General features: G+C 41.7%; 13 protein-coding genes. 9 read left to right on the top strand and 4 right to left on the bottom strand.

Annotated features, from left to right (window positions below; all coding sequences use genetic code 11):
- The first annotated feature begins 243 nt into the window (after positions 1–243).
- Positions 244–1080 carry a serine hydrolase gene (locus tag IE080_RS06810; RefSeq protein WP_189579772.1) on the top strand — a complete coding sequence of 279 codons (837 nt, stop codon included), beginning with the start codon at positions 244–246 and terminating at the stop codon, positions 1078–1080.
- Position 1081: 1 nt separating this feature from the next.
- Here IE080_RS06810 and IE080_RS06805 read toward each other — a convergent pair whose 3' ends face one another.
- Positions 1082–1846 carry a hypothetical protein gene (locus IE080_RS06805; RefSeq protein WP_189579770.1) on the bottom strand — a complete coding sequence of 255 codons (765 nt, stop codon included), beginning with the start codon at positions 1844–1846 and terminating at the stop codon, positions 1082–1084.
- A gap of 81 nt (positions 1847–1927) precedes the next feature.
- Here IE080_RS06805 and IE080_RS06800 point away from each other — a divergent pair, with 81 nt between their 5' ends.
- Both IE080_RS06800 and chrA read left to right on the top strand, forming a co-directional pair.
- Positions 1928–2908 carry an isopenicillin N synthase family dioxygenase gene (locus IE080_RS06800; protein ID WP_189579768.1) on the top strand — a complete coding sequence of 327 codons (981 nt, stop codon included), beginning with the start codon at positions 1928–1930 and terminating at the stop codon, positions 2906–2908.
- A 5-nt stretch (positions 2909–2913) separates the two neighbouring features.
- A complete protein-coding gene (chrA, locus tag IE080_RS06795) occupies positions 2914–4110 on the top strand; it encodes a chromate efflux transporter (RefSeq protein ID WP_189579766.1) in 1197 nt (398 codons plus the stop codon).
- Between the two features lie 55 nt (positions 4111–4165).
- Here chrA and trxA read toward each other — a convergent pair whose 3' ends face one another.
- The 3 genes from trxA to IE080_RS06780 all read right to left on the bottom strand — a co-directional run bounded on the left by trxA (position 4166) and on the right by IE080_RS06780 (position 9130).
- Positions 4166–4486 carry a thioredoxin gene (gene trxA / locus IE080_RS06790; protein WP_189579764.1) on the bottom strand — a complete coding sequence of 107 codons (321 nt, stop codon included), beginning with the start codon at positions 4484–4486 and terminating at the stop codon, positions 4166–4168.
- 114 nt (positions 4487–4600) lie between these two features.
- Positions 4601–8887: a DNA polymerase III subunit alpha gene (gene dnaE / locus IE080_RS06785; RefSeq protein ID WP_189579762.1), complete on the bottom strand. Its 4287-nt coding sequence runs from the start codon at positions 8885–8887 to the stop codon at positions 4601–4603.
- 87 nt (positions 8888–8974) lie between these two features.
- Positions 8975–9130 carry a C1orf53 family protein gene (locus IE080_RS06780; protein ID WP_189579760.1) on the bottom strand — a complete coding sequence of 52 codons (156 nt, stop codon included), beginning with the start codon at positions 9128–9130 and terminating at the stop codon, positions 8975–8977.
- Positions 9131–9217: 87 nt separating this feature from the next.
- Between IE080_RS06780 and rocD the strand changes: the two genes are divergently transcribed.
- The 6 genes from rocD to IE080_RS06750 all read left to right on the top strand — a co-directional run bounded on the left by rocD (position 9218) and on the right by IE080_RS06750 (position 15522).
- Entirely contained in the window at positions 9218–10492 is a 1275-nt protein-coding gene (gene rocD / locus IE080_RS06775) for an ornithine--oxo-acid transaminase (protein ID WP_229800531.1), read from the top strand.
- A 117-nt stretch (positions 10493–10609) separates the two neighbouring features.
- Positions 10610–11266 carry an HAD family hydrolase gene (locus IE080_RS06770; protein ID WP_189579758.1) on the top strand — a complete coding sequence of 219 codons (657 nt, stop codon included), beginning with the start codon at positions 10610–10612 and terminating at the stop codon, positions 11264–11266.
- A gap of 248 nt (positions 11267–11514) precedes the next feature.
- Positions 11515–12726 carry a porin gene (locus tag IE080_RS06765; RefSeq protein ID WP_189579757.1) on the top strand — a complete coding sequence of 404 codons (1212 nt, stop codon included), beginning with the start codon at positions 11515–11517 and terminating at the stop codon, positions 12724–12726.
- A 457-nt stretch (positions 12727–13183) separates the two neighbouring features.
- The gene (locus IE080_RS06760) at positions 13184–13693 is read left to right on the top strand and encodes a TlpA family protein disulfide reductase (RefSeq protein WP_189579755.1); all 510 of its coding nucleotides are present in this window, start codon (positions 13184–13186) and stop codon (positions 13691–13693) included.
- 66 nt (positions 13694–13759) lie between these two features.
- Positions 13760–14731 (top strand): porphobilinogen synthase, encoded by a 972-nt coding sequence (gene hemB / locus IE080_RS06755; RefSeq protein ID WP_189579753.1) that lies wholly within the window; start codon positions 13760–13762, stop codon positions 14729–14731.
- Positions 14732–14952: 221 nt separating this feature from the next.
- Entirely contained in the window at positions 14953–15522 is a 570-nt protein-coding gene (locus IE080_RS06750) for a hypothetical protein (protein ID WP_189579751.1), read from the top strand.
- The last annotated feature ends 51 nt before the right edge of the window (positions 15523–15573 follow it).

Here is a 15573-nt window from a genome sequence, read left to right as displayed (position 1 = left end):
CAACATAGGGGCTTACTTTTCATTCATAACAGAAAGAGTAGCTATATTTATTCCTTTCAAACAATTTTCACTAATGGCCGACTTTAGTCGGACACTAGTGATTTTTGATTTGTTATCGGTTAGTAGAAACCGCAATTCATAGGTTAAACATTTCGGTGACTGGCTGAACAATAAATATGCCCTTTTCTAATGATTTAAACAAAATAATTTAATGCAATAGTATAATTTTGAATCTCTATGCTCATGAAAAAAATCGGTTTTCTATTAGCAACAATTCTTTTTTCCACCATCACTTCAAGCTTTTCGCAAACGAGTACACATCAGTATATCAATTCTTTAAACCCAAAAATCAATGTAAGCTTTGTAGTCCATAAACTTGAAAGCCCTACTAGTGGCATAGCACGATTAAGTACAAAAATCACACCATCTGCCAGCCTGATAAAAATCCCCATTCTTACTGCTTTTTTAGAAAAAGTAGAACAAGGCACCCTATCCATGGATGACATACACATCATCCAAGAGGATGAAATTGTTGGAGGAGCCGGCGAACTCCAACATCATGGATCCAATCAATCAGTTACGCTTGGCTTTTTAGCTGCTGAAATGATCCGGACATCTGACAATACCGCTACAAATATTCTGATCAACTATCTTGGCATGCCATGGATCAACCAAAGAATCCAAGATTATGGGCTACAGCAAACATCCCTCAATAGATTGATGATGGACTTTCAAGCTATTGAAGAGGGTAAACAAAATTATACCTCTGCAATGGATTTAGTCTTGCTATTAGAAGCCGTTTGGAATGGGGAGATTTTGAATGATGAATCAAAGGTGATTTTCCTAAATCTGTTACAAAACTGCGAAGACAAAAGCCTTATCGCTGAAGCAGTTCCAACCTATACTTCTTATAATAAAACAGGCACCCTTGATTATGTACGTGGGGATGCAGCTATCTTACAATCAGGAAATCAAACCCTTATCATGTCAATCATTGTCGAAGGATTTGACGAGTTGGAGCATGCAGAAGAAATCATCCGTAACATTGCCACACAATTAGAAAAAGAAATTCGACAGTAGTCTATTTTATTCGGATAGATTTCTTTGCAGACGAAAATGGCCCATCCAATTCCTTACCTGATTTTTTCAACAAAGACACCGTCAATTGATAGTCTCCTTTTGGAAGATTCGCTACTCGGACAGGCATGACCTGCTCTACTTCATAATGTAAATCATTTAAACGTATATCTACCTTCAACTGATCCAAATCCATTTCACCGCCCAAGAGTAAAAAATCAATAATCAACTCCTCTCCTTCCATCAGTTCTTGGTTATTGGTAGGTTTATTCAATACTATGTATGGTTCTGCTTGGTATGGAAAAGGACGGGTATCACCCACTCTAAAATCCCGATCTACATAATTCCCAAAGGATTTCAAAGCAAGTCCGTTGGCATCCACCAGATACGCAACCACCCGATAAGTTCCCTCTTTGAGTTCTCGCTGAAAAATAGGGGAATTATACCCAACGGGGTCTCCACTATTCAAAATCATCTTCAACTGAAACCCTCCCAAACCTGCATCAAAAGGGAAATTTTTGATATTAAACTCAAAAGGAACTTTACCTGGTCGAAAGACTTGATTCCCTAAAGGTGTATACATTTCAATAATTGCATCAGGATATTCATTGGACTCTTCATAAAAATAAAAACTGATATCAGGCTTCGGCACATCCTCCATAGTACTTTCTTGAGCAATGACTTTTTCCTCTTGCTTTTCCTTGGAAGAATCACAGGAAAAACCAATTATCAATATACCTAAAACAACAACTAAGTTGACCCTTTTCATGACAGAATAGCTCTTAAACGATAGAACAATTAATTTTAACGCAAAAACTCGTAACTTGCGACAGTAAATATAACCTAAAATATGACAGAGATTTTATATGATGAAATCCCATCTTTGGATTTAGCAGATTTCACTTCCGGAGATGCAAGCAAAAAAGCCGCTTTTGTCAATAAACTTGGCGACGCTTATCAAAACATTGGTTTCGTAGCAATCAAAGGGCACGGTCTGAGCAAAGAGCTTCAGGATCGTCTGTATTCAGTCATCAAAGAATTTTTCACCTTTTCCGATGAGGTGAAAACGCAATATGAAAAACCTGAAATCGGTTTCCAGAGAGGATACACCGGTAAAGGAAAAGAACATGCCAAAGGAAGAAATACGGGCGATTTGAAAGAATTCTACCATGTAGGTCAGGAGCTTTCTGATATCCCGGATTCAGACCCTATCAAAGCTGAGTACCCTGCCAATATCTGGCCTGCAGAATTACCAGAATTCAAGGAGGTAGCTTTAGAAATTTACAAAACCTTGGAAGCCGCGGGCAAAAACATGCTGAAAGCAATCGCCTTGCACCTAGGTTTGGAAGAAGATTACTTTGAGGATAAAGTAGCCTATGGAAACTCTATTTTGAGACAAATCCATTACTTCCCTATCGAAAACCCTGAAGAAGTTCCAGCTGATGCAGTTCGTGCTGCAGAGCATGGTGACATCAATTTGATCACACTGTTAATGGGTGCTTCTGCGGATGGCTTACAGGTATTGAGAAGAGATGGTAAGTGGATCCCAATCACCGCCTTACCAGACCAATTGGTCGTGAATGTGGGTGATATGTTGGAGCGTCTGACCAACAAGAAATTAAAGTCTACCATCCACCGTGTGGTGAACCCACCAAGAGAATTGATGCACACAAGCAGATACTCTATCCCTTTCTTCATGCATCCGCGTTCGGAAATGGATTTGACTTGCTTGGATAGCTGTGTGGATGAACAAAATCCAAAACAATTTGCAGATGCTACAGCGGGTAAATTCCTCGATGAGCGTCTAAGAGAATTAGGACTTAAAAAATAATTCCTATGTCGGTACGGAAAGTACGGTATTATCTCTACTTACAGGATGTATTGCTACTTTCCGTAACGGCTTTTGGAGGACCTCAGGCATTCCTTGCCATGGTCCTTGACCTGATGGTCAAAAAAAGGGGCTATATCAAAGAAGAAGAATTGTGGGAGCTCAATGCACTTTGCCAAATTCTTCCAGGACCCACATCCACTCAAACAATCTCTGCTATCGGATACAGAATAGGTGGTCCAAACCTAGCCTATCTCTCACTTTTTGTTTGGATTTTACCAGCAACGATTCTAATGATAGCTGCTGCTTTTCTGATTGATTTTTTGCAGGAAAACACTCCCGGAGCACTCAATTTCGCCAAATTTATCCAGCCCATGGCTATTGGCTTCATCATCTATGCTGCCCAAAAAACCATTTTTAAAATGGTCAAAACCTCCGAAGCAACAGTACTGATGATGTTGTCTGCCTTTGTTTCTTTCTTCTATAATTCCCCCTATGTTTTCCCCTTACTATTGGTTGTAGGTGGTGTCAGTACTTCACTCAAATTTAGAGAACAACCCAAAGAAGATGGGGATAAAAAACTCCTGATCAATTGGTCCAATTTTTTCCTTTGGGGAGGTGTTTTAGTAGTAGCAGCTGTCTTGGGAGCTATTACCAAAAATCAATCGGTGCTCTTATTTGAAAATTTCTATCGAAATGGCTCTTTGATATTCGGAGGTGGGCAAGTATTGGTCCCATATCTATACACCGAGTTTGTGGAATTTAAAAAATTCTTGAGCTCCCAGGAATTCTTGACCGGCTATGGTATTTCCCAAGGCATCCCTGGACCAACTTTTAGTATCAGTTCCTACGTCGGTGCCTTGTCTATGCGTGAGTATGGCATCCCAGGTTTATTGACAGGCGGCTTTATCGCCGCAGCAGGAATTTTCCTGCCGGGTACCTTCCTGATTTTCTTTGTGATCCGATTTTGGGACCAATTAAAAAAATATAGACCTGTAAGGGCTGCCTTGGAGGGAATCAATGCCGTCAGCTGTGGGATGTTGATTGCTGCTGCTTATTTGCTTTTTGAGCCTCTTGACGCTAACCTTTTTAATATTCTTGCAATCTTTGGCACGTACCTCTTGCTTCAATTTACAAAATTAAGCTCTCCACTGATTATCATTATTGGGATTGTGGCAGGTATTGGCTACAATTGGTTTTTTTAAAAATGAAAAAACCACCGAAGTCTCCCTGGTGGTTTTTATCTATTCTGTAAGCTTCTTATAATTGAGCGTCCAACTTCTGAGATAATACAGCCTTTGGAACTGCACCTACCTGCTTATCTACCAACTCTCCGTTTTTGAAAAACATCAACGTAGGAATACTTCTGATGCCCAAAGCAGAAGCAACCGCTGGATTTGCATCCACGTCCACTTTTCCAATCACTGCTTTGCCTTCATAATCACCTGCCAATTCTTCAACGATTGGACCGATCATTTTACATGGACCGCACCACTCAGCCCAAAAATCTACTAGCACTGGTTTATCTGATTTTAATACTTCTTCAAAGTTTGCATCAGTAATTTCGATTGCTTTTGCCATTATCTATGTCTTTTAATTGTACTTCGATTTTCGAATATACTTATAAATTCAATTCACTTAAAATAAGTTCATTCCAAATTCATGAATGGTTCATTTTTAGGTATGAATCTCTGATTATAAAATCTGATACACTACCTCTGGAATCTGCCCCAAATCCTTGATCATTTCATTGGATGGATCTACCCTGTAATTTTTGGAAACTAAATCCAAGGTAATGTTCTCCTTGGAGTCAATGACGTTGATATGCAGCTTTGCATCTCCTTTATACTTGCTGGTGATAGCCTCCAATTTCTCCATCAAATCATAGGTCAAATCATCCAAATCAATATTGATCCGTAATCCTTTGACCATCTTGCCCCTCACCTCACTGAGTAAAGCCATCGTACCAATCTTAAACTCATATTCATTTTCCTTCCATTTACTTTGGAAAACTCCTCCTGTGATAAACAAGAACCACCCGTTCATGAAGTATTCTTTAAACTTCACATAGTCATCTCCAAAAATAAAGAAGGTATGTCCACCGGAATAATCCTCCAAGGTCAAGGTACCAAATGGTTTACCCGTCTTGGTGGTCCTGTGAGCAAAAGAAGTAACCATGCCGGCAGTTTTGATATCGCCTTTCTTCCTGAGACCATCAATGTCTGTAAATTCCGGTAAACTAGTATTGGTAAAGGATTCAATCTCTACTTTGAACTGATCGAGCGGATGACCCGTGATAAATAGACCAACCACCTCTTTCTCAATGTTCAATTGCTGCAATTGGCTGAATGGCTCCATGGAAGGAACGGACGGAAGCGGCACTTCCATACCTCCACCTCCTCCAAACAAACTTACCTGTGCACTATCTGCCTCTTGCTGTACTTTTTGGGCATAACGCACAGCCTTTTCCAATAAAGGTGCCTCTCCATCAGGCGCCTCTAAGTATTGTCTGCGGTGATATTGTGGAAAGCAATCAAAACTTCCCGCCATTGCCAAAGACTCTAAGGTTTTCTTATTCAATGCTCGCGTATTGACTCGCTTACAGAACTCAAAAATATTGCTGTATTTGCCTTTAGTCTCCCGCTCTTCTACAATGGCATCCACCGCAGCAGAACCAACACCCTTAATCGCAGCCATCCCGAAACGGATTTGCCCATCTTTGTTTACGGTGAATCCAGATTTAGATTCATTCACATCAGGCCCTAATACCGCAATCCCCATACGCTTACATTCTTCCATAAAGAAAGTCACCTGAGTCAGGTCATTCATGTTATTACTCAATACAGAAGCCATGTATTCCGCTGGATAATGGGCTTTCAGATAAGCTGTTTGATAGGCTACCCAGGCATAACATGTCGAGTGGGATTTATTGAATGCATAGGATGCAAAAGCCTCCCAGTCTTTCCATATTTTCTCGAGTTTTTTTGCATCATGCCCCTTAGCAGAAGCCTGCTCTACAAATTTAGGCTTCATCTTATCCAAGACATCCTTCTGCTTCTTACCCATAGCCTTACGCAAGACATCCGCCTCACCTTTGGTAAAGCCCGCCAGCTTTTGAGACAACAACATCACCTGCTCTTGGTAAACCGTAATCCCGTAGGTCTCCTCCAAATACTCCTGCATGTCATCCAAATCATAGGTGATTGGTTCGTGCCCATGCTTCCGTTTAATGAAGGACGGAATATATTCGAGTGGCCCTGGACGGTACAATGCGTTCATGGCAATCAAATCTGCAAACACCGTCGGCTTCAACTCCCGCATGTATTTTTGCATCCCAGGGGATTCGTACTGGAAGATACCTACCGTTTCACCACGTTGGAATAGCTCGTATGTTTTGACATCATCGATGGGAAATTCATCCGGATCCAACTCAATTCCATGCCTCTCTTTCACAATCCTGCAAGCATCTTTGATAAGCGTTAGTGTCTTGAGCCCCAAAAAGTCCATCTTCAACAAGCCGGCACTCTCCACCACCGAGTTGTCAAATTGGGTACATACCATATCCGAATCCTTAGCTAAAGCTACCGGAACAAAGTTGGTAATATCATCTGGTGTAATAATCACCCCGCAGGCATGAATACCCGTATTGCGAACAGAACCTTCCAATACTTTCGCTTGATTGATGGTTCGTGAGAGCTCATCACTTCCTTTGGAAATCCGAATCAATTCATCTGCTTTGGAGATATCCTCCCCATTGCCTTTCAGTTTATCCGACAGTTTTGCCCGGTCTTTACTGAGGTCAAATAGTGCCTTGAGTTTGATATCAGGTACCAGCTTGGCCAATTTATCTGCCTCTGCTAATGGCAAATTCAACACCCTCGCCGTATCCCTAATGGCAGATTTCGCCGCCATGGTACCATAAGTAATGATTTGGGCTACTTGATTGGCCCCATATTTATTGATCACATAATCGATAACCTTTTGACGGCCCTCATCATCAAAGTCAATATCAATATCGGGCAAGGAAACTCGATCCGGATTCAGAAAACGCTCAAAAAGGAGATCGTATGCAATGGGATCCACATTGGTAATCCCAATACAATACGCTACGGCCGAACCCGCTGCGGAACCCCTTCCCGGCCCTACTGAAACTCCCATCTTTCGTGCTGCACCCGTAAAGTCCTGCACAATCAGAAAGTACCCTGGATACCCTGTATTTTCAATGGTCGCCAATTCAAAATCCAACCGCTCTTTTATTTCATCCGTGATGACAGGATAGCGGCGCTTGGCGCCTTCGTAGGTTAGGTGTCGCAAATATGCATTTTCCCCACGCTTTCCTCCATCCACGTCGTCCTGAGGGTCTTTGAATTCCTCGGGTATATCGAACTTGGGAAGCAATACATCGCGCTGCAATTTGTATGGCTCGATTTTATCGACAATCTCTTGGGTACAGGCAATGGCTTCTGGAAGGTCTGCAAACAAAGCCTTCATCTCCTCCGGGCTCTTTAAGTAGAATTCGTCATTTGGAAAACCGTAACGAAACTCCCGTCCACGCTTACCTACATACTTTTTAGGCTTTTCTACCAGCTCCCCATCTTTGACACAAAGCAAAATATCGTGAGCTTTGGCATCATTTTTCTGATTGTAATAGGTATTGTTAGCAGCAAAATATTTCACGCCATATTTCTGGGCAAACTGTAACAAAACCTCATTCACTTTTTCCTCTTCAGGAATACCATGACGGTTGAGCTCTACATAGAAGTCCTCTCCAAACTGCTCCTTCCACCAGATAAAGGCTTCCTCAGCTTGGGTTTCCCCAACATTCAATATCAAGTAAGGCACCTCTCCCCATAACCCCCCAGTGGTAGCTATCAAATCTCCTTTATACTGAACTAATACCTCTCGGTCAATTCTTGGTACATAATAGAAACCTTCAATATTGGCATAAGAAGCCAACTTAGCCAAATTATGATAGCCTGCTTTATTTTTCGCTAACAAGACTGTCTGAAAACCATCGTCTTTTTGGCTTTTATTTTTTCTTTCCTTGGCAAGATTAAACTCACAACCGATGATAGGCTTGATTTCTTTGGAGAAAGCCTCTTTCACAAAGTTGAATGCACCCATCATATTCCCATGGTCTGTCATGGCTAATGCCTGCATACCTAGTGCTTTGGCTTGTGCTACAAGTGCAGGTATCTCCGAAGTGGCCTGTAACACCGAATATTGGGTATGCACATGCAAATGCGTAAACGGCATATCCTCCATATCGGAGATATCCGCTTTTCCGGCTGCTTTCAAAACTTCTTTTGCAGCGGCTTTTGTATCATCTTTTACAGCCGCAAAATTTGCAGCTGCGAGTTTGGGCGCTTCATAGATGACATCGGAAGCTTTGAGTCCTTCTTCGGGAGCAATTACCTTTTGGGTGATCAAGCCGAAAAAACACTTGGCCGTCGCATCCACATCGTAAGCAGCATCGTGGGCATCTCCAAATCCAACACCGAAGAGTTTCTGATGCAATTCAGTAAGGGTAGGCCACTTAAATTTGCCACCTTTCCCACCAGGAATAGCACAGAAGTCCGTAGAAAGGTCTTTGGTATCCAATTCTTTCTTTGAACGAAGCGTCATGGTCACTTGCTTTCTCAGCATTTCTGCGCCCACGACCATGATATCAAAGCCGATATTATGACCTACCAAATACTTCGCTTGATCTACATCTTTTTGAAAAATGGCCAATACCTCCTGTAAATCATGTCCTTCCTTTGTCGCACGGGCCGTTGAAATCCCGTGAACTTTTTCGGCATTGTATGGAATCGTGAAACCTTCTGGCTTGACGATGAAATTATTGTTGGAAATCAGTTTACCCGAAGCATCATGCAACTGCCAGGCCAATTGGACCAGTCGCGGCCAATTGTCCAAATCTTCCATGGGGGCATTGTAATTGCCTGGCAATCCTGTGGTTTCGGTATCAAAAATGATGTACATACGCAATCCTATTTTTAAGGGGATTCCAAATTAAGATTTAAACCACAGGGAGAAAAACTTGTGGTGGAAATTGTCACAAAAAAATTTCTACTTTTTATACGGACAATGTTTGCAACCGCTCCCGCAGCAGTAACCCCGCTTTAAATGATATTGAGCAGTAAAAACCATCAATCCCTGATCATTGAGGTAGTAATCACCGGGCTGTAGCGGTTGGGCTTGTAGGGGCTTCTTTGGGCTTTTCATGCGTTTATGCAAAAGGCATTTGCTATATTTGTCAGAATAGAATGAATGGTCAAATCTGCTTTAACCGAGCACAAAATTACCAATTTTATGATGGAAACAATAAACTCAAGCAAACAAGCCATTGCGCTGGAAGACAAGTACGGAGCTCACAATTACCATCCGCTGCCTGTGGTACTTGCCAAAGGAGAGGGAGTCTACCTATGGGATGTAGAAGGTAAGAAATACTATGACTTCTTATCTGCTTACTCAGCGGTCAACCAAGGACATTGCCATCCGCGCATCAAAGATGCTCTGATTGAGCAGGCAAGTACTTTGACACTGACTTCCCGAGCTTTTTATAATGATGTCTTAGGGCCATTTGAAAAATATATAACGGAATATTTTGGCTTTGACAAGGTACTTCCAATGAATACAGGAGCAGAAGCAGTGGAGACCGCTATCAAAATCGCCCGTAAATGGGGATATGAGAAAAAGGGCGTAGCCGAAGGGCAAGCCAAAATCATCGTTGCCGAACAAAATTTCCATGGAAGAACTTCCACGATTATTTCTTTCTCATCAGATGCCAATGCCCGTAAGAATTTCGGTCCTTATATGGTGGGTTTTGAGCGCATTCCTTATGATAATGTAGCCGCTTTGGAAAAAGCCTTGGAAAACCCAACTGTAGTGGCATTTTTGGTGGAGCCTATTCAAGGTGAAGCCGGTGTATATACGCCGGCAGAAGACTACTTACGTCAATCAGCCGAAGCATGCCGTGCTAAAAATGTACTGTTTATAGCTGATGAAATCCAAACAGGCATCGCACGGACAGGCTCTCTATTAGCTGTATGTGGGAATTGTACCTGCGAAAGACACTGCGAAAGACAGGCAAGCTACACCAAACCGGACATATTGATTCTTGGAAAAGCAATTTCAGGCGGCTTCTATCCGGTATCCGCAGTACTTGCAGATGACCCTATCATGGATGTTATCAAGCCAGGAACGCACGGTTCAACATTTGGAGGGAATCCACTAGGGGCTAAGGTTGCCATGACTGCGTTGGAAGTGGTACGTGACGAACAGCTGGCTCTTAATGCCCGCAAACTTGGAAAAATCTTCCGCGAGCGCATGCAGCTATTGGTAGATAAATACAGCATCCTCAAACTTGTAAGAGGTAAAGGCTTACTGAATGCCGTGGTAGTCAACGATAGCCCTGACAGCAGTACAGCTTGGGATATGTGTGTGAAATTGGCCGAAAACGGATTGCTGGCTAAGCCAACCCATGGAAATATCATCCGTTTTGCCCCACCTTTAGTGATGACCGAAGAGCAGTTACATGATTGCTGTGATATTATTGAGAGAGTGGTTAAGGAATTCGAGAAATAATTATTGAAATGTCACCTGCCAGGCTTTTTCAACAGGCCCAATCACCAAGCTTGATAATAATTCCTGGCAGGTTTCTTTTTTTAGCCCAATTGTCTTCATTTAATTAAGATTACCCTCATGCTCCAAGCTGTTATTTTCGATATGGACGGTGTTATTTGCCACACCAATCCTTTCCATTCTATTGCTTTCCAAGAGTTTTTTGCCAAACGTGATCTGTATCCTACAGAAGAGGAGTTTAAAGACCATATGTACGGCAAAAACAATTCGTATATCTTAAGCCATTTTTTGGGCAGAACGGTCGAAGGAGAGGAGTTGGCCAAATTGGAGGATGAGAAAGAAAGCCTTTTCCGAGAAATCTATAAAAGCAAGGTGGAGCCTATCAGCGGATTTTTGCCATTTTTTCACGATTTGAAAAAAGAAAGTCTTCCAACAGCCGTGGGGACTTCTGCTCCTATGGCTAATATGGAGTTGATCATAGATAAATTGGGGATTCAAAGCCATATGGAATCCATGTTGGCCAGTGAGGATGTACGCAAACACAAACCTGACCCGGAAGTGTATCTAAAGTCTGCACAAAATATGGGTGTTGCTCCTGAAAATTGTTTGGTATTTGAGGACTCTTACTCGGGTGTTTCTGCTGCTTTAAATGCAGGCATGAAGGTGATAGGTGTGCTTTCCTCCCACACCAAAGAGGAATTGCCCCCCTGCAATTTGTATATTACTTCGTATGAAGGATTAGAAATCCCACAGCTCCATAGTCTATTTAACAAATAAAACCATCGATTTAGGTAACAATTTTTTAAGCATTTCTTAACAACTCAAAAAACTTAACATTGGCTTAATTTTAGACGAGTTCCAAAAATCATGTTTAAGCACATTTAGGACTTATTTTTCTCATTTTCTGAATCCCACATAGTCATCCCTGTTAACAAAAGCGTAACGGTAGCTACATCATAAAGAAACATATCTGCCCCAATTTTGTGACGCTGTACAATAAGTAGTAAATACTTAAAAAAAATTCTATGCGGAGACATTTCGCAGTGGTAAGTTTCCTAATACTTACCACCTTCACAAGTACTTTTGCAAGGGGTGCTGGTGAAGATTCGCTTGCTACGGATGAGATAAAACCCGTAGCAATTAAGAAGCATTGGACCGAGACTATACAGTTGAGGGGCTATATGCAGATGCGTTACAATGGACTGTTGGAAACCAACCCCAACCTCCAATGTGCGCAGTGTGATCGCTCTTGGGGTGGTGATGGCGGGTTTTTCTTCCGTCGTATCCGTCTGATTTTCTATGGACAAATCCATGAGCGTGTCTATCTCTATTTCCAACCTGACTTTGCTTCTGATGGTAAGAACTTAGGGCAAATCCGGGATGCTTACTTTGACTTGGGCTTGGATGCTAAGCAGGAGTTTCGATTAAGAATCGGCCAATCTAAGGTTCCCTTTGGCTTCGAAAACCTACAATCCAGCCAAAACCGTATTCCATTAGACCGAAACGATGGATTAAACTCTGCCGTAGCCAATGAACGGGATATTGGGGTGATGTTTTACTATGCTCCAGCGGAAATACGCAAGCGATTTAGCTACTTGGTATCTTCTGGTTTAAAAGGTTCGGGTGATTATGGGGTTTTCGGATTGGGAATTTACAATGGTCAGACAGCCAATCAGCCGGAACGCAACGGTTCCATGCACGTAGTTTCCCGATTAACCTATCCTTGGGAATTGCCTAGTGGGCAGTTTGTAGAGGCTTCTTTTCAAGGATATACGGGCAAATTTGTCATAAACCGAGCGGTTGCATCTGATATCAACCAAACAGAATTTTCAGAATATCGTTACGGACCTACCTTTGTCCTATACCCACAACCATTTGGCTTACAAGCAGAGTTCAACTGGGGTAGAGGTCCAGAATACAATCCTGAGACCAATGACATTGAAGATGCACCTATCCGCGGGGGCTATGTGATGGCAACCTACATGCTGAAAACAGAAAAAGATGTCTTTATTCCATTTACCCGTTACCATTACTACAAAGGTGGGAAAAAGCATGAATTGGATGCTACTAGACACCGAGTGAATGAACTAGAAATCGGAGTAGAATGGCAACCTAACAGAGCCTTTGAATTGGTAGCCATGTACACCATCTCCGATAGAACATTTGAAAATTCACTCAATCCGAATAACCGTCAAGCGGGAAGTCTTCTGCGCTTGCAGGCACAGGTGAATTTTTAGTAGTAGAGGCGAGATGCGAGACATTAGACCATAGACTCGGGGCGTGTAGAGGACTTCCGGTGTTCCTATAATGCTGTTCGAGATTTGCAATCTTGAATTAGAGATAATGAGGATTTGTAATCCTCTAGGGGAATTGAAGGATGAAGGAAGAATGAAATTTCGAATGATGAATGTCAAACGTCGAATGATAAAATTTCGGCCAACGCTAACTCTTAATTTAGATAAAAAAAGAATAATCGTATTTCAACCGCAATCGCGCCGTGGTCTGTCGACAGTGGACCGTTGACCTCCCAAAACTAGCTTCGACTTCGCTCAGCTACCAATCACTTAATCAACCAATCACTAATTCACCAATCCTATAAAGTTTAGTTTACTCGAAAGGCAGGCCCGGTAGGCTTGCTTTTTTTATTGCTTAGATTTTCTCAATTGAGTATATTGGGCAAAAAAACAATTGACTATGATTCGCTTATTTTCTTTTATCGTCCTACTGTTCTTTTCCAGTGCCATACTACCTATAGAGCAACCCAGAAATGAATTTAAAGAACAGCTCAATCAATTTTTGAAAACCAGTGAGCAGCCCTTAATTGAAGACGGTGAAGCGGTGGTGATCAACGTATGGGCTACTTGGTGCGGGCCATGTATCAAGGAAATTCCCGAATTGAATGAACTTGTGGAAAAGTACAAAGACCAAGGAATACGTTTCTTGGCATTCACCAATGAAACAACAGCTGTATATGATGCTTTTTTGAAGAAAAGAGCTGACTTCACATTTGATTATGAGATGAGTTTTGCCAATTCGCAGGCCATTGCCTTTATCAATACTTTTGACAAGCAATACCAAGGAAGAGCAATTCCTTTGCATATTTTGGTTGATCGGAATGGTAAAGCAGAGGCTTTTGTGGGTGCATCCCCTACCAATACCCAACGAACCGAAGCATTTGTCAAAAAACAGGCAAAAAGAAACTAAAAACCGGTCAAAAACTGTTCGCAAAGGGATGAATGAACGTACCTTTGAAGACTGAATCAACTGATTATGCATAGAAGACCGAGAAGAAACCGCAAGTCACAGGCTATCCGTAACATGATAGAAGAAACCAGGCTTTCGGTTAAAGATTTTATTTTCCCTTTGTTTTTAGTGGACGGAGTCAACCAAAAAATAGAGGTTTCCTCCATGCCAGGAATATACCGACTCTCCTTGGACTTGATGTTGAAGGAAATAGAGGAATGCATGAACTTAGGTATATGTGCCTTTGATATTTTCCCTGCATATCCGGATGCCAGAAAAGACAAGTATGCTACTGAAAGTTACAATCCGGAGACGTTTTACTTAAAAGCCATTCATAGCATCAAATCTACCTTTCCGGAGGCGGTAGTAATGACCGATGTGGCCATGGATCCCTACAGTTCGGATGGACATGATGGACTTGTGCAAGATGGGAAAATCCTGAACGATGAGACACTTGAGATTTTAGGCAAGATGTCTTTGGCTCAAGCACAGGCAGGTGCTGATATCCTAGGTCCTTCCGATATGATGGATGGGCGTGTTGGTTATATTCGAAGTGTCCTGGATGAACACGGTTACACCGATGTGTCCATCATGTCCTACACTGCCAAATATGCCTCTGCATTTTATGGCCCTTTCCGGGATGCCTTGGATTCTGCCCCGAAGATGGGGGATAAAAAAACCTACCAAATGGATCCAGCCAATTATTACGAGGCCTTGATTGAGGCAGATTTGGATACGGAGGAAGGAGCAGATTTTCTGATGGTCAAGCCTGCCCTAGCCTACTTGGATGTCATCCGCTTACTCAAAGACAACTCTAACCTACCCATAGCTGCTTACAATGTCAGCGGTGAATATGCCATGATCAAAGCCTCCGCCGAGCGTGGCTGGATCGATGGGGAAAGGGCCATGCTGGAAAGTCTCCTGAGCATCAAGCGCGCCGGGGCGAATGTGATTTTGAGTTATTTTGCCAAGGAATTTGGGTTGTTGGAGAAGAAATAGGTAGTGATTTCTTTTTCTAAAGGGAAGTTTTAGCATAGTTTCAATCGAAAAATACCCAAAATTGGGTATTTTTTTTTTACGATGCTAGGCCTTACTTTTGAAACTAAACAAAATCAATATGAAACTAAAAAATACCCCCCCCCTATTCGATAGGTTCAAGGTTGAATCTGTTGAATCGACTGGTTAAGCCGGAAAAAGACAAAAGAAAAAGTAGCTTTCTTTTGAAGCCTTTTTCTTGGTTAGCTGTTCTTTTATTAACTTCAATTTTTGTACTATCTTGTATACCTGAAGATTCTGAAAGCTTGCTAAAAAAAGACCCCAAGGAAATTGTAGACTCAGAAATCTTATTTGCAAAAGAATGGTTTGAAACCAACAAAAAGAACCTTGTGAATAACCAAAGCTGGCAATCGGCTAGACTAAACTTGGTCAATTTTGATGAAAATGACTTTCAGGCTATCTGGGAAAATTCACAGAAGTATCATTTCCGAAATGGCAGAAAAGCTGTTGAAGTGCCAGTCGAAAATGCAATTTTAATTTTCCCCAAAGACTTTGAAAAAGAGTGGGATAGGATAGATGTCAGAACTGTTATCCAAACTCATTTGCTGTTAATTGAAAATCAATTACAAGAAGGCTTTTTTGCATATTTGATCAGATATTACCCTTCAAAATCAACAGGGAATGTGTCAAGCAAGAGCTTTAATTATTCTAAATTAGGTGAAAAATGGAATGGGCGTATTAGCATATTCAGTTTAAATGGAACATTGCTACAAAGTTTTTCAATGGAAAGTTGAAGAGTAATAGAGTCAATAAAAACTTCCCCCGCTAACGAAAATTTGAGTACC

This window comes from Mongoliitalea lutea (assembly GCF_014652135.1).
GTDB classification, from domain to species: Bacteria; Bacteroidota; Bacteroidia; order Cytophagales; family Cyclobacteriaceae; genus Mongoliitalea; species Mongoliitalea lutea.
This window is presented reverse-complemented; position numbering and strand designations above follow the sequence as displayed.